This window comes from Amycolatopsis sp. cmx-11-12 (assembly GCF_046269425.1).
Taxonomy (GTDB): domain Bacteria; phylum Actinomycetota; class Actinomycetes; order Mycobacteriales; family Pseudonocardiaceae; genus Amycolatopsis.
The window spans coordinates 139,052-157,913 of record NZ_JADNQM010000003.1; the positions used below are offsets into that span (position 1 = coordinate 139,052).

Annotated in this window: 23 protein-coding genes; 17 read left to right on the forward strand and 6 right to left on the reverse strand. The window is 68.0% G+C overall.

Going from position 1 to position 18,862, the window contains the following annotated elements; genetic code table 11:
• Nucleotides 1-143 precede the first annotated feature (143 nt).
• Nucleotides 144-2,258, reverse strand: a complete 2,115-nt coding sequence (locus ACLARN_RS05185; RefSeq protein ID WP_409490129.1) for a HelD family protein — start codon at nucleotides 2,256-2,258, stop codon at nucleotides 144-146.
• Here ACLARN_RS05185 and rsmD point away from each other — a divergent pair.
• The 13 genes from rsmD to ACLARN_RS05250 all read left to right on the forward strand — a co-directional run bounded on the left by rsmD (nucleotide 2,208) and on the right by ACLARN_RS05250 (nucleotide 11,483).
• Nucleotides 2,208-2,936 (forward strand): 16S rRNA (guanine(966)-N(2))-methyltransferase RsmD, encoded by a 729-nt coding sequence (rsmD, locus tag ACLARN_RS05190; protein ID WP_409490130.1) that lies wholly within the window; start codon nucleotides 2,208-2,210, stop codon nucleotides 2,934-2,936. The genes ACLARN_RS05185 and rsmD overlap by 51 nt on opposite strands.
• Nucleotides 2,937-2,990: 54 nt before the next feature.
• Nucleotides 2,991-3,473: a pantetheine-phosphate adenylyltransferase gene (coaD, locus tag ACLARN_RS05195; protein ID WP_409490131.1), complete on the forward strand. Its 483-nt coding sequence runs from the start codon at nucleotides 2,991-2,993 to the stop codon at nucleotides 3,471-3,473.
• 99 nt (nucleotides 3,474-3,572) lie between these two features.
• Nucleotides 3,573-4,265, forward strand: coding sequence for a ribonuclease domain-containing protein (locus ACLARN_RS05200; protein WP_409490132.1), 693 nt, complete (start codon nucleotides 3,573-3,575; stop codon nucleotides 4,263-4,265).
• A 67-nt stretch (nucleotides 4,266-4,332) separates the two neighbouring features.
• The gene (locus ACLARN_RS05205) at nucleotides 4,333-4,848 is read left to right on the forward strand and encodes a SigE family RNA polymerase sigma factor (RefSeq protein WP_409490133.1); all 516 of its coding nucleotides are present in this window, start codon (nucleotides 4,333-4,335) and stop codon (nucleotides 4,846-4,848) included.
• Nucleotides 4,848-5,615 carry a hypothetical protein gene (locus tag ACLARN_RS05210; RefSeq protein WP_409490134.1) on the forward strand — a complete coding sequence of 256 codons (768 nt, stop codon included), beginning with the start codon at nucleotides 4,848-4,850 and terminating at the stop codon, nucleotides 5,613-5,615. Before ACLARN_RS05205 ends, ACLARN_RS05210 begins: the two co-directional genes overlap by 1 nt.
• 120 nt (nucleotides 5,616-5,735) lie before the next feature.
• Nucleotides 5,736-6,461 carry a DivIVA domain-containing protein gene (locus tag ACLARN_RS05215; protein WP_409490135.1) on the forward strand — a complete coding sequence of 242 codons (726 nt, stop codon included), beginning with the start codon at nucleotides 5,736-5,738 and terminating at the stop codon, nucleotides 6,459-6,461.
• A gap of 251 nt (nucleotides 6,462-6,712) precedes the next feature.
• On the forward strand, nucleotides 6,713-7,330 hold the full coding sequence (locus ACLARN_RS05220) for a YceD family protein (RefSeq protein ID WP_409490136.1): 618 nt from the start codon (nucleotides 6,713-6,715) through the stop codon (nucleotides 7,328-7,330).
• A 72-nt stretch (nucleotides 7,331-7,402) separates the two neighbouring features.
• Complete coding sequence (gene rpmF, locus ACLARN_RS05225) at nucleotides 7,403-7,585, forward strand: 50S ribosomal protein L32 (RefSeq protein WP_005160412.1); 183 nt, start codon at nucleotides 7,403-7,405, stop codon at nucleotides 7,583-7,585.
• Between the two features lie 15 nt (nucleotides 7,586-7,600).
• A complete protein-coding gene (gene rnc, locus ACLARN_RS05230; protein ID WP_409490137.1) occupies nucleotides 7,601-8,347 on the forward strand; it encodes a ribonuclease III in 747 nt (248 codons plus the stop codon).
• A 26-nt stretch (nucleotides 8,348-8,373) separates the two neighbouring features.
• A complete protein-coding gene (mutM, locus tag ACLARN_RS05235) occupies nucleotides 8,374-9,234 on the forward strand; it encodes a bifunctional DNA-formamidopyrimidine glycosylase/DNA-(apurinic or apyrimidinic site) lyase (protein WP_409490138.1) in 861 nt (286 codons plus the stop codon).
• Nucleotides 9,235-9,302: 68 nt separating this feature from the next.
• A complete protein-coding gene (locus tag ACLARN_RS05240; protein WP_409490139.1) occupies nucleotides 9,303-9,743 on the forward strand; it encodes an XRE family transcriptional regulator in 441 nt (146 codons plus the stop codon).
• Nucleotide 9,744: 1 nt separating this feature from the next.
• A complete protein-coding gene (locus ACLARN_RS05245) occupies nucleotides 9,745-10,308 on the forward strand; it encodes a hypothetical protein (protein WP_409490140.1) in 564 nt (187 codons plus the stop codon).
• A complete protein-coding gene (locus tag ACLARN_RS05250) occupies nucleotides 10,305-11,483 on the forward strand; it encodes an MAB_1171c family putative transporter (RefSeq protein WP_409490141.1) in 1,179 nt (392 codons plus the stop codon). Before ACLARN_RS05245 ends, ACLARN_RS05250 begins: the two co-directional genes overlap by 4 nt.
• Here ACLARN_RS05250 and ACLARN_RS05255 read toward each other — a convergent pair.
• From ACLARN_RS05255 to ACLARN_RS05270, 4 genes are read right to left on the reverse strand one after another with little or no spacing between them, the layout of a single operon-like run.
• Nucleotides 11,480-11,827: a DoxX family protein gene (locus ACLARN_RS05255; RefSeq protein WP_409490142.1), complete on the reverse strand. Its 348-nt coding sequence runs from the start codon at nucleotides 11,825-11,827 to the stop codon at nucleotides 11,480-11,482. The two genes, ACLARN_RS05250 and ACLARN_RS05255, sit on opposite strands and share 4 nt — an antisense overlap.
• 28 nt (nucleotides 11,828-11,855) lie before the next feature.
• Nucleotides 11,856-12,542, reverse strand: coding sequence for an ABC transporter permease (locus ACLARN_RS05260; RefSeq protein WP_409490143.1), 687 nt, complete (start codon nucleotides 12,540-12,542; stop codon nucleotides 11,856-11,858).
• Nucleotides 12,539-13,426, reverse strand: a complete 888-nt coding sequence (locus tag ACLARN_RS05265) for an ABC transporter ATP-binding protein (RefSeq protein WP_409490144.1) — start codon at nucleotides 13,424-13,426, stop codon at nucleotides 12,539-12,541. The genes ACLARN_RS05260 and ACLARN_RS05265 overlap by 4 nt, the downstream gene beginning before the upstream one ends.
• A complete protein-coding gene (locus tag ACLARN_RS05270) occupies nucleotides 13,423-13,800 on the reverse strand; it encodes a GntR family transcriptional regulator (RefSeq protein WP_409490145.1) in 378 nt (125 codons plus the stop codon). The genes ACLARN_RS05265 and ACLARN_RS05270 overlap by 4 nt, the downstream gene beginning before the upstream one ends.
• A gap of 164 nt (nucleotides 13,801-13,964) precedes the next feature.
• On the opposite strand from ACLARN_RS05270, the gene ACLARN_RS05275 reads away from it, so the two are divergent.
• Both ACLARN_RS05275 and ACLARN_RS05280 read left to right on the forward strand, forming a co-directional pair.
• Complete coding sequence (locus tag ACLARN_RS05275) at nucleotides 13,965-14,288, forward strand: PadR family transcriptional regulator (protein ID WP_005160429.1); 324 nt, start codon at nucleotides 13,965-13,967, stop codon at nucleotides 14,286-14,288.
• Nucleotides 14,285-15,529, forward strand: a complete 1,245-nt coding sequence (locus tag ACLARN_RS05280; protein ID WP_409490146.1) for a DUF1700 domain-containing protein — start codon at nucleotides 14,285-14,287, stop codon at nucleotides 15,527-15,529. Before ACLARN_RS05275 ends, ACLARN_RS05280 begins: the two co-directional genes overlap by 4 nt.
• 496 nt (nucleotides 15,530-16,025) lie before the next feature.
• Here the strand turns inward: ACLARN_RS05280 and ACLARN_RS05285 are convergent, their stop codons facing one another.
• On the reverse strand, nucleotides 16,026-16,550 hold the full coding sequence (locus ACLARN_RS05285; RefSeq protein WP_409490147.1) for a general stress protein: 525 nt from the start codon (nucleotides 16,548-16,550) through the stop codon (nucleotides 16,026-16,028).
• A gap of 227 nt (nucleotides 16,551-16,777) precedes the next feature.
• Here ACLARN_RS05285 and ACLARN_RS05290 point away from each other — a divergent pair, with 227 nt between their 5' ends.
• Both ACLARN_RS05290 and ACLARN_RS05295 read left to right on the forward strand, forming a co-directional pair.
• Nucleotides 16,778-18,142 carry a glutamine synthetase family protein gene (locus tag ACLARN_RS05290; RefSeq protein WP_409490148.1) on the forward strand — a complete coding sequence of 455 codons (1,365 nt, stop codon included), beginning with the start codon at nucleotides 16,778-16,780 and terminating at the stop codon, nucleotides 18,140-18,142.
• On the forward strand, nucleotides 18,123-18,836 hold the full coding sequence (locus ACLARN_RS05295) for a gamma-glutamyl-gamma-aminobutyrate hydrolase family protein (protein WP_409490149.1): 714 nt from the start codon (nucleotides 18,123-18,125) through the stop codon (nucleotides 18,834-18,836). Before ACLARN_RS05290 ends, ACLARN_RS05295 begins: the two co-directional genes overlap by 20 nt.
• The last annotated feature ends 26 nt before the right edge of the window (nucleotides 18,837-18,862 follow it).

Genomic DNA, 18,862 nt, shown 5'->3' on the forward strand with positions numbered 1-18,862 from the left:
CTTCAGGACATACACCAGTGCCCTGAAGGAGCCCTTCAGCTTTTTCGCGCCCGTCCCGCCCCGCAATTCGGCACCAGGTTGCGGTAGTTCGCATTGCCAACTACCGCAACCTGGTGCCGAATTGCGGGGTCTAGCGGCGGGAGTCAGGCGGCCGGGATCCAGTCCGGGTTCGAGGCCAGGACGGTCAGCTGCTGGGTCGCTCGCGTGAGGGCGACGTACAGCACCCGGCGTCCGGTGGTGGACTCCGTGATGAGGTCGTTCGGCTCCACCAGGACGACGGCGTCGTACTCGAGGCCCTTGGAGTCGAGGCTGCCGACGACCTTGAGCCGCTCGTCCGACAGTTCCGCGAGCCAGCCTTCGACCTCGGCCACCCGGTCCATCGCGGTGATCACGCCGACGGTGCCTTCGACGGCCCCCATCAGTTCCTTCACCGCGGCCTGCGTCGCCGCCTCCAGCCCGGCGGCCTCGACCGGACGGACCTCCGGCGTGATGCCGGTCTGCCGCACCGCGCGCGGGAGCTCGTCGGCCTCGGCGTGCCCGGCGACGACCTTCGCGGCCAGGTCGAAGATCTCCGCCGAGTTCCGGTAGTTGGTGCGCAGGGTGAACCGGCGCCGCGTGGTCTTGAGCCCGAAGGCCTGGTCCCGCGCCATCGCGGCCTCGGCCGGATCCGGCCACGAGCTCTGCACCGGATCGCCGACCACAGTCCAGCTCGCGTACTTGCCGCGCCGCCCGACCATCCGCCACTGCATCGGCGAGAGGTCCTGTGATTCGTCGATGACGACGTGCGAGTACTCGTCGTAGTGCTCGGGCCGGGTCGGGGCGCCACCACGTTCCGGGTTGACCTCGATGGTCTGCCTGCCCTTGCGCCGCTTCGGCGGCGGGCCGATCAGGACGCGCAGCTCGTCGAGCAGCGCGATGTCCGCGATCGTCCAGCCACGCGAGCGGTCGGCGAAATCGGCGGCGAGCATGCTGATCTCGGTGCGGTTGAGCAGGCCCTTCGCCGCGACGGCGAGCCGCTTCTCGACGCCCAGCCAGCGCAGGATCTGCGCCGGGTACAGGATCGGCCACCAGACCACCAGGAACCGGTGGAACTCGATGCGCTCGCCGAGTTCGCTGACCAGCTCGGCCTTGTCGATCTGACGGCCGTCGTCCTTCGCGTGCTGCTCGGCTTTCGAGGCCAGCGCGTCGAGCAGCATCTCCGCGGCGCGGATCCGCGACCGGTTCGGCGGACCACCCGCGGTGTGCACCTTGCGGCGCACCTTGTCGAGTTCGCGCGCGTTCAGCCGCAGCACCTCGCCGCGGTAGACGATCTTCATGTCCTCGGGCGCGTCCGGCGGGAGGTCGCGTAGCGCGCGAAGCAGGATCTTGCGCATCCGTAGCGATCCCTTGATCGCCGCCAGCGGTGCCGCGTCCTGCCTGGTCGCTTCGAGGCCGTCGAGGACCTCGCCGAGCGCGCGCAGTTCGACGTTCGTCTCACCCATCGACGGCAGCACCCGCGAGATGTAGCTGGTGAACACCCCGGACGGGCCGATCACCAGCACGCCCGCGCCGCCGAGCTGGCGGCGGTGACGGTAGAGCAGGTACGCCGCGCGGTGCAGCGCGACAGCGGTCTTGCCGGTGCCGGGGCCGCCGGTGATCTCCGTGACCCCGCGCCACGGCGCGCGGATGACCTCGTCCTGCTCCTTCTGGATGGTCGCGACGATGTCCCGCATCTTCTCGCCACGCGACCGGCCGAGGGCGGCCATCAGCGCGCCTTCGCCGACGATCCGCATGTTCTCCGGGACCGCGTCGGCGATCAGGACGTCGTCGTCGACGTCGAGCACGTTCTGGCCGGAGCACCGGATCACCCGGCGCCGGACGACGTCCATCGGTTCCTCGGCGGTCGCCTGGTAGAACGCCGCCGCCGCGGGCGCGCGCCAGTCGGTGACGAGGTTGTCGAACTCGGCGTCGCGGATGCCGAGACGGCCGACGTAGATGTGGTCGTTGTCGAGATGGTCGAGCCTGCCGAACACCAGGCCCTCGTACTCCGCGTCGAGGGTCTGGAGGGTCTGGTTGGCGTGGAAGACCATCATGTCGCGTTCGAACAGCATTGACGCCTGCTCGAAGATCGCTTCACGCCCGGCGCCATGGCCGATCTCATAGCCCTTGGTACGCATGGCCTCAGCCTGGGCTCGCAGTTCGGCCAGCCTGGTGTAGACCGTGTCCACATGGGCTTGCTCGATGGCGATCTCGGCCCGTCTGACCCGAGGTTCGGACACGCAACGCTCCTAAACGCTTCTATCGCCTCACGAGGGCGAAGGACGACTCTACGCGAGGTGAGCGGCGGGTTCACCAAGTCCCGTCGAACGTCACGGCGGAAGCCGTTGAGGCACGATGCTCCAATGACCAGGATCGTGGCGGGGACCGCGGGCGGCAGGCGGCTGAAGGTCCCGCCGAAGGGCACGCGGCCGACGTCGGAACGCGTGCGTGAAGCGCTGTTCAACGCGTTGGAGGTCGCCGGCGAACTGCGGGGGACCCAGGTTCTCGACCTCTACGCCGGTTCGGGCGCGCTCGGACTGGAGGCGCTGTCGCGGGGCGCGGGCGGCGCGCTGTTCGTCGAACACGACCGGCGCGCGGTCGAAGTGCTCAAGGGGAACGTCGCCGCGCTGGGGCTCGGCGGCACGGTCCGGGCCGGGACCGTCGAGTCCGTCGTCGCCGCTCCGGCGCCGCAAACGTTCGACATCGTCCTCGCGGACCCTCCTTACGCTGTGGATTCCACCCGCCTGGGGGAAGTCATGGCCGCGCTCGCGGCGGGCCGATGGGTCGCGGACGGGGCGTTGCTGGTGATCGAACGGGCCGCGCGGGACGGCGAGCCGGACTGGCCGCCGGGCTTCGAGCCGATGCGGACGAAACGCTACGGCGACACCGCGCTCTACTGGGCGGAATTCCAAGTGTGAGACGGCGCACGGATGAACGCGCAGGGGCGCCTTCTCCTTGGTAGCGTCCGCGCCATGCGGCGTGCGGTCTGTCCCGGGTCCTACGATCCGGCCACCAATGGACATCTCGACATCATCGAGCGGGCGGCAAGGCTGTTCGACGAGGTCGTCGTCGCGGTGGGGGTGAACAAGAGCAAGAAGGGCCTGTTCACCACCGAGGAGCGGATCGACATGCTGCGCGAGATCACCGCGAAGCTGCCGAACGTGCGCGTCGACTCCTGGCAGGGCCTCCTGGTCGACTACTGCCGTGAGAACGACATTGTCGCGGTCGCGAAGGGGCTGCGCTCGGTCAGCGACTTCGACTACGAGCTCCAGATGGCGCAGATGAACCGCGAGCTGACCGGGCTCGAAACACTGCTGATGGCGAACAACCCGGAGTACGGGTTCGTGTCGAGTTCGCTGGTCAAAGAGGTGACCGCGCTCGGTGGTGACATCGAGCACCTGGTGCCGCCGGTAGTGTTCAAACGCCTCGGGGAGAAGTACTCCGAACGAGGTTGACCCGAACGGCCGAAGCCGTTGGTCGGTCAGCGGTAGGCGGCGATGAAGAGTTCATCTCGACGCCTTCTGGTGAATACACGATCGGGTTACGGTCCGAAAATGACCAACAAACGATCGCGGATCGCCGCCGCGCTGCTCGTTCTGCTTGTCAGCTTCTTCGGCGGGATCAGTGCCGCGCAGGCCACGGCCGCCCCCGTCTCGATCCAGCAGAACCCTTGCGGGGATCTCACCGGGTTCAAGCACGTGTCGCTTTCGTCGCTGCCCGCCGAGGCGACGACGACGTACAACCTCATCCAAAAGGGTGGCCCGTTCCCGTACCCGGACAAGGACGGCACGGTCTTCTCGAACCGGGAGAACATCCTCCCGAAGTGCGCTTCCGGTTATTACCACGAGCACACGGTCCCGACCCCGGGCTCGCCCGATCGCGGTGCGCGCCGCATCGTCACCGGTAACGCCGGGGAGCACTTCTACACCGGGGACCACTACAAGACCTTCTCCGTGATCGACGCCAACGGCACGCCCGCTCCGAAGTGCGGTGACACCTCGAAGCTGACGAAGGTCGGCTACTCGACGCTGTCCTCCGCGGCGAAGTCCGTGGTGGACAAGGCCCGCGGCGGCGCGACCGGCACGGTCTACGAGAACCGCGAAGGCGTGCTGCCGTCGTGCGCCGCCGGCTACTACCAGCTGTTCCCTGTCGGCACGAGTGACCGCGTGATCTCCGGCAAGGGCGGCGAGATCGTCTACACCCCGGACCGCTACGCGACGTTCAAGCTGGTGAATCTCAGCGCCTGATCCTCCCGTGCAACGCCACGTGCCTCCCCGTCCGTGAGATACACCGGAACACGGACGAGGAGGCACGATGCGGTCTGGGGACGATGCGAGCTTCAGGGAGTTCGCCAGGGACAAGGCGCTACCGCTCAGACGGACGGCGTACTTGCTCTGCGGCGACTGGCACCTCGCGGAAGACCTGGTCCAAGTCGCGCTCATCAAGCTCCACCGGGTCTGGCCGAAGGTCAGCCGGAAGGGGCCCGTCGACAACTACACGAGGCAGATCCTGATGCGCTGCTGGCTCGACGAGCGGCGGCGACCGTGGCGGCGCAAGGAGAACCGCGACGGCGTCGTCCCCGAAGAGCCCGCGGCCCCGGCCACCGCCGGGATTTCGGATTCGTTGCTTCGCGCCCTCGCCGAGGTTCCACCGAAACAGCGCGCCGCCGTCGTGCTGCGCTACTGCGCCGATCTCCCGGTCACGGGGGTCGCCGTCGCGCTGCGCTGTTCGGAAGGGACGGTCAGGAGTCAGGCCGCGCGAGGGCTCGACGCCCTCCGCGCGGCCCTGCAGAGACAGCACGACGAGGCTGTCTCCGGGAGGAGCGCGTGATGGACGAACTCGAAAACAGGCTGCGCGGGATCGAACTGGCCGAGCCGCCGCTCGGCTTCGACCCGGACGAGGTCGCCGGGACGGCGGCGAAGAAGGCCCGGAACCGGCGAGGGGTCGTCGCGACGGGGGTCGCGACACTGGCGGTGATCGCGGCGGCAGTGGTCTTCGTGGCGCCGGGAGATGGCCCTGAGCGGCTCGCGCCCGCCGCGTCGTCGCAGCAGGCCCCGCCCGTGCCGAAGGACGATCTCCAGCACCTGAAGGACGTGGTACCGAAGGTGATCGTCGGCGCGAAGAACATCGAAGTGGGGAACTTCGTGGGGTACGGGGACCTGAAGACCTCGGAAATCAGGTACACCGACGAGGAAGGGAGGCCGCGGGGCGTCAACCTCACGATCAGCGGTCCGGCGAGCACCAAGGACGGATATCCGCGCGAAGGCAGGTGCGACCCGGAGAAGGTGGCCGACGGGATCGGGCCGGACCGCAAGCCGATGCGGTGTGTGGAGCTCCCCCAGCCGGACGGGAACTTTGTGGTGATCTCCGAAACCACCCCGAAGTCGGCGGTCGGGACGGAAGGCGACATCATCGTCGGCCAAGGCTTCTCGGTCAGGAATCCCGTCACCCGCAACGCGATCGCCTTCCGGCCCGGTGGCGGCTCGGTCAACATCTTCGACCTCGGCACGCTGGACGACGCCGACCGCGTTCGCCCGTCCCTGACCGACCAGCAGCTGCTGGCGCTGATCCTGGATCCGGCGTTCGTCCCGAAGTGATCATGGCGCGCGGTACCGGGCGGGACACGCCCGGTACCGCGCGCTTTCACCCCTTCCGGCGGCGATGAGGGCAAACTGAGCTCAGGGAATGTGGGGATCGCTGTAGGTAGGGAGTGGGCCGTGTACCGGGTTTTCGAGGCGCTCGACGAGCTCGTCACCATCGTGGAGGAAGCCCGCGGCGTGCCGATGACCTCCAGTTGCGTCGTTCCGCGCGGGGACACCCTCGAGCTGCTCGACGACATCCGCGACGCCCTGCCGGGCGAGGTGGACGACGCACAGGACGTCCTCGACAAGCGCGACCAGCTGATCCAGACCGCGCGCACCGAGGCGGCGGAGACCGTCTCGACGGCCAACACCGAGGCGGACCGCACGGTCGCCGACGCGCAGGCCGAGGCCGAGCGCATCCTCGCCGACGCCCGTGCCCGCGCCGAGCAGATGATGAGCGACGCGCACGGCGAGGCCGAGCGGATGGTCGCCTCCGGCCAGGCCGAGTTCCAGAGCCTCACCGACCGCTCGCGGGCCGAGTCGGAGCGGATGATCCAGGCGGGCCGCGACGCCTACGAACGCGCCATCGAGGACGGCCGCGTCGAACAGGCCCGGCTCGTCTCGCAGACCGAGGTCGTCCAGGCCGCCCACGGCGAGGCGGCCCGCATCGTCGACGAGGCGCACGTCGAGGCCGACAAGCAGCGAAGTGACTGCGACGCCTACGTCGACGGCAAGCTGGCCGAGTTCTCCGAACTGCTGGCGACCACGCTGCGGACGGTCGATTCCGGGCGCAACCACCTGCGGTCTCCGATCAACCTGCCGGGCAACAGCCGGACGTCGCTTTACGACTACCAAGCCTGACTCGGTCGCGGGTTCGGTCCGTGAAGACCTCCTCGCGACTGCCCAGTGGCAGTGTCGCGAAAGCCACTTTCGGGACATCAGACGTCCCGAAAGTGGCTTTCGCGACACCCCGGATGGCGGCCGTACGCAACGCTCCGGCCGGATGAGTCGCGAGTGGTAAGGACGGCTAGGGCGGACCTGTATCACTCACGAGGACCCTTGCCGCCTACCAGCCGTAAACCACTGGCGGCACCTGCGTACCCTGGTATCCGATGTCTGAGAACAAGTCGCCGCAGGCCAGGCCTGCGCAACTGGACAACCGAAGCCCCTGGGTGCTCGACACCCGCGAGCTCGGCCGTCACGCCGGCCTGAGCAAGGCCGTCCAACGCGCCATTCCCGTCGAGTCCGCGCTCGGTGTGCCCGACGTCATCACCATCGACGTCGGCTCCAGCCTGGAACTCGACCTGATCCTCGAGTCCGTCGTCGAGGGCGTCCTCGTCAGCGGCACGGCGTCCGCCGTGGCGACGGGGCACTGTGCGCGGTGCCTCGACCCGATCACCGAGGACGTCGAGGTCGACCTGACCGAGCTCTTCGCCTACCCCGGCTCCGCGACCGAGGAGACCACCGACGAGGACGAGATCCCCCGTCTGGTGGACGACCGGATCGACCTCGAGCCGACGGTCCGTGACGCGGTGGTGCTCGCGCTGCCGCTGGCCCCGCTGTGCACCGAGGACTGCCAGGGTCTGTGCATCGAATGCGGCGTCAAGTGGGCCGATCTCGAGCCCGGACACGGGCATGAGAAGATAGATCCTCGGTGGGCCGCACTGGTGAGGCGTTTCGGTGACGAAACGGACGATGACCAGGCTGATGGCCCCGGAAAGCAAGCCTGACGAGCACCAGCTCGTTCCGGAGAAGCAAGTTCGCTCGCGACCGCGGGCAGACCGTCTGAAGGAGATCTACTCGTGGCCGTCCCGAAGCGGAAGATGTCGCGATCCAACACCCGCGCGCGCCGCAGCCAGTGGAAGGCGGCTCCGGTTCAGCTGGTGCCCTGCTCCAACCGCGCCTGCAAGCAGCCGAAGCTCCAGCACATCGCGTGCCCGGCCTGCGGCCAGCACAACGGTCGCCAGGTCGTCGAGCCCGCCTGATCGGCAGCTGACGACATGGGGGGTAAGTCGGCCGGTGGACCACCCGCTGACCCCGCACCACTGCTCGAAGCGCTCGGGATCACCATCGAACCCGAGTTGCTGACACTGTCGCTGACCCACCGTTCTTATGCCTATGAGAACGGTGGGTTGCCGCCGAATGAGCGTTTGGAGTTCCTCGGGGACGCGGTGCTGGGTCTGGTCGTCACCGACCACCTCTACAACACGCATCCCGACCTGGCCGAAGGTCAGCTCGCGAAGCTCCGTGCCAGCGTGGTCAACATGCACGCGCTGGCCCGGGTCGCGCGCGGCCTCGGCGAAGGCGGGCTCGGTACGCACCTGTTGCTGGGCAAGGGCGAAGAACTCACCGGCGGCCGGGACAAGGCGAGCATCCTCGCCGACGGGCTCGAAGCCGTCATCGGCGCCGCGTACCAGCAGCACGGCATCGACCTCGCGCGCAAGCTCGTGCATCACCTGTTCGACGGTCTGCTCGCCGAAGCGCCGCTGCGCGGTGCCGGTCTGGACTGGAAGACCAGTCTCCAGGAGCTAACCGCGTCGGCAGGGCTGGGCGTGCCCGAGTACAAGGTCGAGGACACCGGCCCTGATCACCGCAAGGAGTTCAGCGCCACCGTGCTCGTCGGAGGGCGTGAACTCGGCTACGGCTCGGGGACGACCAAGAAGGAAGCCGAGCAGAAGGCCGCCGAGACGGCCTGGCGACAGCTTTCGGCCGAACTCGACATCGAACAGCCGCCGAAAACGACCTGACCGAGGCCAGTGGGAGAATCGGTTTCATGCCCGAACTCCCCGAGGTCGAGGTGGTCCGTGCCGGGCTGGAGGCGCATGTCTCCGGCCGCACGATCTCCGAGGTCGAAGTTCTCCACGCCCGTGCGATCCGTCGCCACGAACTCGGCGCGGAGGACTTCGGCGGACGGCTCTCCGGTACCAAGATCACCGCCGCGCGCCGTCGCGGCAAGTATCTGTGGCTGGATCTGTCGGACGGTCAGGCCATGCTGGCCCACCTCGGCATGAGCGGCCAGATGCTCGTCCAGCCCAAAGAGACGCCTGACGAGAAGCACCTTCGCGTGCGGTTCCGTTTCGCCGACAACGGGCCCGAGCTGCGCTTCGTGGACCAGCGGACCTTCGGAGGTCTCGCGCTCGCGGAACTCACCGAGGTCGATGGGACGGCGCTGCCCAGCACCATCGCGCATATCGCCCGTGACCCGATGGACCCGCGCTTCGACCTCGACCAGGCCGTCCGCGCGCTGCGGTCGAGGCGGACCGAGATCAAACGCGCCCTGCTCGACCAGACCCTCGTCTCCGGCATCGGCAACATCTACGCCGACGAGGCCCTTTGGCGGTCCAAGCTCCACTGGGCCCGCCCGACCGACAAACTCACCGCGGCCAAGGGCCGGGCCGTGCTCACCGCCGCCACCGAGGTGATGGCCGCCGCGCTCGTCGCGGGCGGGACGTCGTTCGACGCGCTCTACGTCAACATCAACGGCCAGTCCGGGTACTTCGACCGGTCGCTCGACGCCTACGGCCAGGAAGGCCTGCCCTGCGGCCGATGCGGGACGGCCATCCGTCGTGATCCCTTCATGAACCGTTCGTCGTTCTCCTGCCCGCGATGCCAGCCACGCCCTCGCGTGAGGTGAAAACTGTCGTGTATGAATGCGGGCACCGCGTCAACTAGCATGAACGGGCACGACATGTAGGGAGTGGGATGGTGGCCGCGACCGAGCCCGGCAAGACGACGCTCGCCGAAAAGATCGACAAGCTGTTCCAGATCGTGCTGAGACCCGATCGTGAGCCGTACAGCCACGAGGAGGTCGCCAAGGCCTGCCGTGAGGCCACCGGCGAGAGTTTCTCGACGACCTACCTCTGGCAGCTGCGCACGGGGCGCCGCGACAACCCGACGAAACGCCATCTCGAGGCGCTCGCCCAGTTCTTCGGCGTCTCGCCGGCGTACTTCTTCGACGACGAGCAGAGCGCCAAGATCGCCGAGGAACTGGCGCTCCTCGGCGCCCTCCGCGACGCAGGCGTCCGCGATGTGGCACTGCGCGCTGTAACGCTTTCACCCGACGGGCTCGACACCATCAGCGACATGATCGACGCGATCGCCCGCAGGGAATCCGGACGGGGCGGCCCGAAGAGGGAGGCGTGAGGTGGACCGCGGCCGTAAGGAATTGTGGCGACGCTGCCGGAATCTCGCTGACGGCGTGTCCCTGCCCGAGCCTTTCGACGCCGAGGCCCTCACCGCCGAACTGGCGGCCGAACGCGGCCGCCCGATCGAGCTGATGCAGGTCAACGTCCCCGCCAGCGGCCCGTGCGGGCTCTTGATGAGCACCGAACGCGCGGACTACATCCTCTACCCGACCAACACGACCGCCCTGCACCGGCGGCATATCCTCCTGCACGAGGTCGGCCACCTGCTCTGCGGCCACGTCGGTTCGGACGCGGGCGCCGACGGCATCGCGCTCGACGCCGCCGCCAGCAAGACCCTCATGCCGAACCTGTCGCCCGAACTCGTCCGCCGTGTTCTCGGCCGCACGAGTTACAGCGCCATCGAGGAACAGGAGGCCGAACTGCTCGCCAGCCTCCTCGCGCAGCGTGTCGCCAGGACGTCGGTGCGCGGAGCGGCGCACACCGACGAGAGCGGGAGCGACCTCGCCGGTGGGATGGCCAGGGTCGACAACCTCTTCGGCAGCCGGAAGCGGCGCCTGCCATGACCGAGACCATCGCGTACTTCTGCTGCGTGGTGGCCTTCGCGGGCTTCGGTTACAAACTGATCCAGGCCCGCCATACCCAGCCGTTGCGGCGGATGTGGTTCCTCAGCGCGTTCGGGATGTGCATCGCGGGCGGCATCATGCTGCTCACCCCGGCCATGGAGAACGCCGTCGGCATCGAAGAGCCCATCGGCAGTCTCCTGAACCTCGCGGCCGACTTGCTCAAGATCGGCGCGATGGCCTTCGCGGTCGCGTTCTCGCATTCGCTGAAACTGGGGGAGGGCAAGCGGATCGGCTGGCACGTGGTGCTTTCCTGGACCGTGGTGGCCGCCGAGATCGCGCTCTTCCTGCTCTCCGACAGCTACCGCGTCGGCGAACACACCGCCGCCGGCCCTGGCAGGCTCGGCTGGTTCGTCGCGTACAACGTCGTCTTCCTCGCGTACGGTCTGATCAGCCTGTTGACCTTCTCGATCGTCTTTGCCCGCTTCGCGCGCCATGCCGATCCCGGTCCGCTTCGCACCGGGCTCTGGCTGCTCGTCGGCGGCGGGGTCGCCGCGCTGGGCTGGACCTTCTGGGACGTCGACGACATCTACATCCTCGCCACCACCGGGGAGGTCAACGCCGGTGAGGACACGCTCTCGTCGATCCTGGCGGCGCTGAGCGTCGGCCTCGCCGGGGCGGGCGCGACGCTCAGCGTGTGGGGCCCGGCGCTGGCGACCCCGTTCCGCCTGCTCGGCACCTACCGGACCTACCGCCGGATCGAGCCGTTGTGGACCGCGATGCGCGAAGCCGTCCCGGGAATCGCGCTGGACCCGGGCCCCGGTATGCCGGGTGGTGTCGAATTCGCCTTGTACCGCAGGGTCATCGAGATCCGGGACGGCCATCTCGCGCTGCGCCCGTACTTCGATCCGGGCATCCCGCCGGTCGCGGAAGCCGAGGCTCGCAAGGCGAAGATCCCCGAAGCCCGCGTTCCCGCGACGATCGAGGCCGCGGCACTGGCCGCCGCGCTCGTCGCCTCCGAGGCAGGCCGCCGGTACGCCCCCGACGACGTTCCGGCGACCTACCTCGACGAGCCCGACATCGCCGCCGAAGCGGCGTGGCTGGTCGAGGTCACGCACGCCTGGCGACGGTCCACTGTGGTCGGACGCATCCGGGACCGAGCGCGCGAAGCCGCTTAGGCCAGCGCGAGGACGGCCGCGGCCGCGGAGACCACGCCGAGCCAGATCGACGGGACGACTTCCTTGATCCCGTCGCCCGCCCGCAGGTGCGAGATCGCCGCCCCGATCAGCAGCGCCACCAGGCCGATCGCCGCGGCGGCGCCGAGCGGCCGCCAGAACAACCCGGCGACCAGTCCGGCGGCGCCCGCGACCTCCAGCGCGCCGATCCCCTGGATCTGCCGGACCGAGAAGCCGAGCCGCTCGGTCCGGGAGATCAGCGACGGCTGCCGCAGGATCTTCGCCACCCCCAGCGGGACGAAGATCGCGACCAGCAGTACCGACAGCACCACATGAGCCACCGTCATCACAGAACTCCTTGGTGTGGAAGGACTTTCAGACCGTGACGCGGCGCATCGTGGCGAACCCGCCAACGGCCGCGATGGCCACCAGTACCGCGAGCACCCCGGTCACCCCGCCCACGGTCAGCGTGCTGAAGAAGGTGCCGATCTTCGACCAGGAGGCGGTCCAGGTGAGCACCAGCACGATGCCCAGCAGCACCAGGACCTGCGCGGCGCCGAACAGGACGACACCCAGCACCGCGGCGCGCCGGTAGATCAGGCCGTACCACATGCCGTAGACGAACATCAGCGTCAGGAACACGAACGCCGTGAGCAGGGTCAGGTACCAGGGGCCGTCGAGCAGCCAGGGCACCCGGAAGTAGTTGAGACTCAGCCCCCAGCCGCCGGTCGCCCCCTCGATCGCTTGGAACACCACGATTCCCACCGAGTACAGCGCGGACAACCCGGCGACGAGCAGGATCGTGCCCAGGTAGTACGACCTCCTCGACACGCCGAGCGCGAGCCCGAACGGCAGCGACTTCGTCATGCTCAAGGCCCCGCAGACGAGCATGAACACGAAGAGGGTGAACAGGCCGCCGGAGTAGTTCTCGTGGTCTTCTTGCAAGGTCGCGAAAATGGTGAGGTTCACCAGGAACGCGAAGAACGTGACGCCGACCGGGAGGACGAGGTATTGGAGCCGGTCCACCAGGTGGTAGCGCGCGACGTTGACCATGGTGTTCATGCGGACGCCTCCTCTGCGGTCTGTCCGTTGGAGGTGTGCACCATCAATTGCTGGAGTGACAACGGTTCCAGCTTCAGATGCAGGGCTTGTGCCCGTGCCTTCGCCGCCGCGTCGAGTGCGTCGGCGACGGTGACCGAAGCCCGCGAACCGATCTTGCGGCGGTGCAGTACCCGGCGGCCGGCGACGAAGGACTCCACCGCCGTGGCAGGCCCGCTGACCGTCGCGGCGGTGCCGCGCAGTTCGTCGGCGGGCGCGTCGAGGACGACGCGGCCCTTGTCGATCATCACGACGTGCTCCAGCAGATCGGCCACTTCGTCGATCAGGTGCGTCGAGAGCAGGACCGTGCGTGGGTGACTCGAATAGTCGTCGAGCAACCGGTCGTAGAACAGTTGCCGCGCGACGGCGTCGAGACCCGCGTACGGCTCGTCGAGCAATGTGAGTTCCGCTCGTGCCGCCAGCCCGAGCGTGATCGACAACGCCGAGCGCATTCCGCGTGAGAGCTTCTTGATCGGGCGCTTCAGCGGCAGGTCGAAGTCGCGGAGCAGGGTGTCGGCCAGTTCGGCGTCCCAGTTCGGGTAGAACCAGGACGCCGCCGCGAGGGCGTGCCGCACCTTGAAGTCCGGGAACTGCTGGTCCTCGCGGACGAGCACCATCCGCCGGAGCACCCGCTCGTTCTCCATCGGGCTTTCGCCGAATACGCGGACCGAGCCCGCGCTGGCGAACTCTTGCGCGGTGACAATGCGCAGGAAGGTGCTCTTGCCCGCGCCGTTGCGGCCGAGCAGGCCGGTGATCTTGCCTTCTTCGATGTCGACCGAGACATCGCCGAGCGCGAGATGGTCGCCGTAGCGCCGGGTCAGGCCGGTGGTCGAAATGGTCGGCGTCATGCGGCGGGTCCTCCGTTCTGATGTCCGTTCCCGCGGATCAGCGAGATCAGGGTTTCGTCGTTGATGCCGAGGCGCCTCGCTTCGCTCAGCATCGGCTCGAGGTACTGCTCGGCGAACCGTTTCCGCCGGTCGGTGAGCAGCTTCTCCCGCGCTCCGTCGGCGACGAACATGCCGATGCCGCGCCGTTTCTCGAGCAGGCCGTCGTCGGCGAGCACGTTGATGCCCTTGGCCGCCGTCGCCGGATTGATCCGGTAGAAGGCGGCGAGTTCGTTGGTTGACGGCACGCGTTCCCCCTCGGCCAGGCTTCCCTCGGCGATGTCGTCGGCGATTTGTTCGGCGATCTGCACGAACAGCGGTGTTCCCTCGTCGAGCACGACACCTCCGTCCCCAGTCTTCGTGCACCTGCGTCAGGTGCGGTGGTTCATTACTGGACTAAGTAACCCATGAACCCTTCGTCGAACGCAAGTCGCCTACGCTGTGCGCACTACTGTGCAATGCGTGGTACCTTCCCTTGCGTAAGACTGGGAGGGACGCGACTGTGGAGATCAGTCAGCTACTTAAAGGCGTGCTGGACCTCGCCGTTCTCGCGGTACTTCGCGGAGAGGACGGCTACGGCTACGACGTGCTCCGAAGACTTCGCGTCGCGGGGTTGCAGGAAGTCGGCGACGCCTCGGTATACGGGACGCTCCGGCGGCTGTACAAGGCAGGCCTGCTGACGTCGTACGTGGTGCCGAGCGAAGAAGGCCCGCACCGGAAGTACTACAGCCTCAACGAACCGGGTCGCCAACGCCTCGAAGAGTCGGGGCAGACCTGGCGGACTTTCGCCACGACAATGAACAGCCTGTTGGGAGAGGCAGCATGAGCACGCAGAATCCGACCGCCGTGCGGGTGTATCTGGCGAGGGTCAGGAGCGCGCTCGCCGACCTGCCCGAGAGCGAAGTCGAGGAGATCCTCGAAGACGTCCGGCCCCATCTCGCCGAAATGGAGGCGGAATTGGGGGAGAACCCCAAGGTCGACGCCTTGATCGAGCGTTTGGGCAGCCCCGAAAGCTATGCCGCCGAACTGCGGGCGTCCGGTGGCTATCCGCCGCGTCCGGCCGACGCGGGCGACAAGACCACCGTCCTGAAGGTGAAAACCGGGATCGGCGGAGCGCGGTTCGCGTTCTGGGGCCTGGTGTTCTCCGTCGGCGGGTTCGCGTTGTTCGGCTTCGCGGCCGCGATGTTGATCCGGATGGGACCGTTGCTGGGCCTGCTTTTCATCGCGCCCGTCCTGGCGATCAGCGTCATCTACGTGGCCAGGCGGGGTGTCGCCCCGATCGCGGAACTGCCCGAGGTGGTCAAGCTCCGCGAGATCGCGACGTCGTTCCAGGCCAACCGGAACGGCAAGGGACTGGTCTACTTCCGCTCGCTCAAACCGGCGTGGTGGGTCTTGTGCGCGGCGGTGCTGGTCGTGTTCGGCCTGCTGCTCGTGCTTCGCGAGACCGGGGCCGTGCTCCTGCTGCCACTGATGCTGCTGGCGGCCGTAGCGGTGGCCTGGGCGGGCCCGAAGCTGAAGGGTGACCGGCGGCTGCTGTGGCTGGCCGTGCCGATCTCGGCGTTCGTCATCGGCAGCATGCTCGGCGGCGCGGGCGCGGCGGTCGATCTGATCGCGAAGCGGTCCTACGGCGGCAGTTCGTACAATGGCTACCCGCCGAGCTCCGGCGACACGTACGGCAATCCGCAGTTGATGTACGGAAACCAGAGCGTGGACAACATCTACGCGTTCGACGCCGAGGGTAAGCCGCTGACCGGGATCTACCTCTACGACGAGGAAGGCCGTCCGCTCAGCACGACCCGGTACGCCTGCGAGAAGGGCACGGGCGAGAAGCGGAAGATCGGCGACGACAACCGCTACCCGCGTCCGCAGATCGAGCGGGGCGTCCAGGATTACGACGGAAACCGCGACGGCTACAACGGAAATCGCTCCTACTGCCAGGAGAAGACCGAGGTCCCGTTCAGTGCGGCGATCCCGAAGGGCGCGCCTGTGCCGCCTTCTTCGTCCGCCTCGCCGCCGTCGTCCTCCGCGGCACCGCCGCCGTCAAGCTCCACCCAGCCGCCGCGCTAGGTGGTCCGGGTGGAGGCGGCTGTCGGGGGCGCCTCCACCCGATTACGCATTTAGTCCTCTGGATGCGGTAGTTCGCGTTCCCAACTACCGCATCCAGAGGACTAAATGCGGATGCGAGAGGCGTGCGGGGAGGAACGGCGTCCCGCGCCCCATGCCCCGCCGTCCGGCCCTCGTCACCGGGCCTTCGAGGCCGCCGTTCGTCCAGGGCGGCGGCGAAAGTGCGGTGGTACCGCGAGTCCCCTGCTCGCCCGCACTCCCAAGGGATCGCGCATATCCGTACAGGAGTTGTGATGATCTCGCGTGTTCTCGTCGCCGACCTGCCCCGGCACGTCGGCGCACGTGTGCGAATAGCCGGCTGGGTGCACCGACGGCGCCGTCCGCCAGGCGACGCTGTTCCCGCGCGACCTGCACCGCTTGACCCCGTAGAAATGCCGCGACTCGGCACCTCCAACCGGAAGTGCCGAGTCGCGTGGGATTCAGGCGTGTTGTGATCGGCTCAGTGGAGGAACGCGCTCCTGGCGGCCAGGTCGGCCAGCAGGGCGCGGCCCTTCTCGGCGTTGCGCGGCTGGGCCAGGACGTCGTAACGACGGGCGACCAGCTGGCTCTGCGAGATGAACCCGCGCTTGTTCTTCGATGCCGCGTACCCCAGCGCGCCGAACAGCAGGTTGAACCCGATACCGCCGACGAGACCGACGAGGATCGGCACCAGTCCGGCGCCCGGGTTCAGCAGGCTCAGCACGAGGCCGAGGAACATACCGAACATCGCGCCCGACAGCGCCGAGCTGGTCAGCACCTTGCGCCAGCCCATCCGCCCGGCGATCCGCTCGACCAGGATCGGTTCGACACCGACGATGGTGACGTCCGTGATCGGGAAGTCGGTTCCCGCGAGGTGGTCGACCGCACGCTGCGCTTCGGAGTACGACTCGTAGGAGCCGATCGGCCACCCGTTGGGCAGCGTCGGGAGCTGAGCCCGGCCCTGGGGCTCGGTGAACGTGGTCTGCTGCGTGAATGCCTGTGTCATTCCTTCTCACCTCTCTTGATCCGTACAACGTTCCGGAGGTACGGATCTCCTCCCGTCCGGCGGGATTCACAGCATCTTCTCAGCCGGGCATCGCAGACAATCCGCCCAGGGATCAACTACAGTCCGCAATGGATAACGAACTGGACCATTGACCAAGTTGACCGGGTCGGGCTGACCCGGTAGGAAGAAGCCGCAAAGGTACCGCTTCGAACCTTTAGGTGAGGCTGATGGCGAACAGGCGCGGCATGCTCACACTGGATCGGCTCCGGGAACTCGTCGAGGACGGCACCATCGACACGGTGCTGGTGGCCATCACCGACATGCAGGGCAGGTTGCAGGGCAAACGCTGCGCCGCCGAGTACTTCCTCAACGAGGTCGTCGAGCACGCCACCGAAGCGTGCAACTACCTGCTCGCGGTCGACGTCGACATGAACACCGTCGACGGCTACGAGATGTCGTCCTGGGAGACCGGCTACGGCGACTTCGTCCTGCGCCCGGACTTCGACACGCTGCGCCTGCTCCCGTGGCAGGAGGGCACCGCGCTCGTCCTCGCCGACCTCGAACGGGTACAAGGTGGCGCCGTCGCCCCGTCGCCGCGCCAGATCCTGCGCGGGCAACTCGACCGGTTGGCCGCGCTCGGCCTCGGCGCCTACGTCGGCACCGAACTGGAGTTCATCGTCTTCGACGACACCTTCGAGTCGGCATGGGACAAGCGGTACCAGGGCCTTCGCCCGGCCAACCAGTACAACGTCGACTACTCGATGCTCGGCACCTCGCGGATCGAACCGCTGCTGCGCCGGATCCGCAACGACATGGGCGGCGCCGGGCTGTACGTCGAATCGGCGAAGGGCGAGTGCAACCCCGGCCAGCACGAGATCGCGTTCCGCTACGCCGAGGCCCTGACCACCTGCGACAACCACAGCATCTACAAGACCGGGTCCAAGGAGATCGCCGCGCAGGAGGGCAAGAGCCTCACGTTCATGGCGAAGTACAACGAACGCGAGGGCAACTCCTGCCACATCCACATCAGCCTGCGTTCCACCTCGGGTGAGGCCGTGCTGGCAGGCGACGGCCCCGGTGGGTTCTCGCCGCTGATGGAGCACTTCCTCGCCGGTCAGCTCGCCGGATTGCGTGAGCTGACCTACTTCCTCGCGCCGAACATCAACTCCTACAAGCGGTTCGTCCCGGGCAGTTTCGCGCCGACCGCGGTCGCGTGGGGTACCGACAACCGCACGTGCGCACTCCGCGTCGTCGGGCACGGGGACTCGCTCCGCACCGAGAACCGGGTTCCCGGCGGCGACGTGAACCCGTACCTCGCGGTGTCCGCGCTGATCGCGGCCGGGTTGCACGGCATCGAGAACGAACTCAAGCTGGAGCCGGAGTTCCATGGAAACGCCTATGGCTCCGACAAGCCGACCGTGCCGACGACGTTGCGGGAGGCCGCGGCGCTGCTCGACCGGAGCGAACTCGCCAGGTCCGCGTTCGGGGACGAGGTCGTCGACCACTACCTGAACGCGGCGAAGGTCGAACTCACCGCGTACGACGCCGCCGTCACCGATTGGGAGAGGATCCGTGGGTTCGAAAGGCTCTGAGCCGGTCATCGGGCTGACGTCCTATCTGGAGCCCGCGAAGTTCCTGGTGTGGGAGACCGAAGCGGCCTTGCTGCACCGTGTGTACGTGGACGGCATCGTCGCGGCGGGCGGGATCCCGGTCCTGCTGCCGCCGGTGAGCGACGCGCACGACAGGCTGGTGTCCGCCGTGGACGGTCTCGTGCTGGTCGGCGGCGCCGACATCGAACCGGCCCGGTACGGCCAGGAGCAGCACGCGACGACCTACGTCCGGCCGAACCGGGACGCGTTCGAGTTCGGGCTCCTTGAGTCCGCTTTGGCCGCGCGCAAGCCGGTTTTGGGCGTGTGCCGGGGCTTGCAGGTGCTCAGCGTCGCCCTCGGCGGGACGCTCGCCCAGCATCTGCCGGACACTTTGGACAGTGCGGATCACCAGCCCGCGCCGGCGACCTTCGGCACCACGACGGTGACCCTTGCCGAGGGCAGCCGGGCCGCGTCGATCCTCGGAGCCGAGACCAAGGTGCCGTGCTATCACCATCAGGCGATCGACAAGCTCGGTGACGGGCTGATGCCGGTCGGCTGGGCCGCCGACGGGACCATCGAGGCGGCGGAGCTGCCCGGCGACGATTTCGTACTCGGTGTCCAATGGCATCCCGAACAGAACCCCGACGACATCAGGCTTTTCGAGGCACTGGTGACAGCTGCGAAGGAGCGCGCATGACCAGGTTTGATGCCGCCTCCACGGGA

Excerpts from the sequence above, each read along its gene's own strand:
- ACLARN_RS05290 (WP_409490148.1), top strand. The coding sequence starts at position 16,778 with ATGGCGAACAGGCGCGGCATGCTCACACTGGATCGGCTCCGGGAACTC.
- coaD (WP_409490131.1), top strand. The coding sequence starts at position 2,991 with ATGCGGCGTGCGGTCTGTCCCGGGTCCTACGATCCGGCCACCAATGGA.
- ACLARN_RS05265 (WP_409490144.1), bottom strand. The coding sequence starts at position 13,426 with ATGACGCCGACCATTTCGACCACCGGCCTGACCCGGCGCTACGGCGAC.
- ACLARN_RS05260 (WP_409490143.1), bottom strand. The coding sequence starts at position 12,542 with ATGAACACCATGGTCAACGTCGCGCGCTACCACCTGGTGGACCGGCTC.
- ACLARN_RS05255 (WP_409490142.1), bottom strand. The coding sequence starts at position 11,827 with ATGACGGTGGCTCATGTGGTGCTGTCGGTACTGCTGGTCGCGATCTTC.
- ACLARN_RS05240 (WP_409490139.1), top strand. The coding sequence starts at position 9,303 with ATGGTGGCCGCGACCGAGCCCGGCAAGACGACGCTCGCCGAAAAGATC.
- ACLARN_RS05250 (WP_409490141.1), top strand. The coding sequence starts at position 10,305 with ATGACCGAGACCATCGCGTACTTCTGCTGCGTGGTGGCCTTCGCGGGC.
- ACLARN_RS05210 (WP_409490134.1), top strand. The coding sequence starts at position 4,848 with ATGGACGAACTCGAAAACAGGCTGCGCGGGATCGAACTGGCCGAGCCG.
- ACLARN_RS05285 (WP_409490147.1), bottom strand. The coding sequence starts at position 16,550 with ATGACACAGGCATTCACGCAGCAGACCACGTTCACCGAGCCCCAGGGC.
- ACLARN_RS05205 (WP_409490133.1), top strand. The coding sequence starts at position 4,333 with ATGCGGTCTGGGGACGATGCGAGCTTCAGGGAGTTCGCCAGGGACAAG.
- ACLARN_RS05280 (WP_409490146.1), top strand. The coding sequence starts at position 14,285 with ATGAGCACGCAGAATCCGACCGCCGTGCGGGTGTATCTGGCGAGGGTC.
- rnc (WP_409490137.1), top strand. The coding sequence starts at position 7,601 with ATGGGGGGTAAGTCGGCCGGTGGACCACCCGCTGACCCCGCACCACTG.
- ACLARN_RS05220 (WP_409490136.1), top strand. The coding sequence starts at position 6,713 with ATGTCTGAGAACAAGTCGCCGCAGGCCAGGCCTGCGCAACTGGACAAC.
- rsmD (WP_409490130.1), top strand. The coding sequence starts at position 2,208 with ATGGGCTTGCTCGATGGCGATCTCGGCCCGTCTGACCCGAGGTTCGGA.
- mutM (WP_409490138.1), top strand. The coding sequence starts at position 8,374 with ATGCCCGAACTCCCCGAGGTCGAGGTGGTCCGTGCCGGGCTGGAGGCG.
- ACLARN_RS05200 (WP_409490132.1), top strand. The coding sequence starts at position 3,573 with ATGACCAACAAACGATCGCGGATCGCCGCCGCGCTGCTCGTTCTGCTT.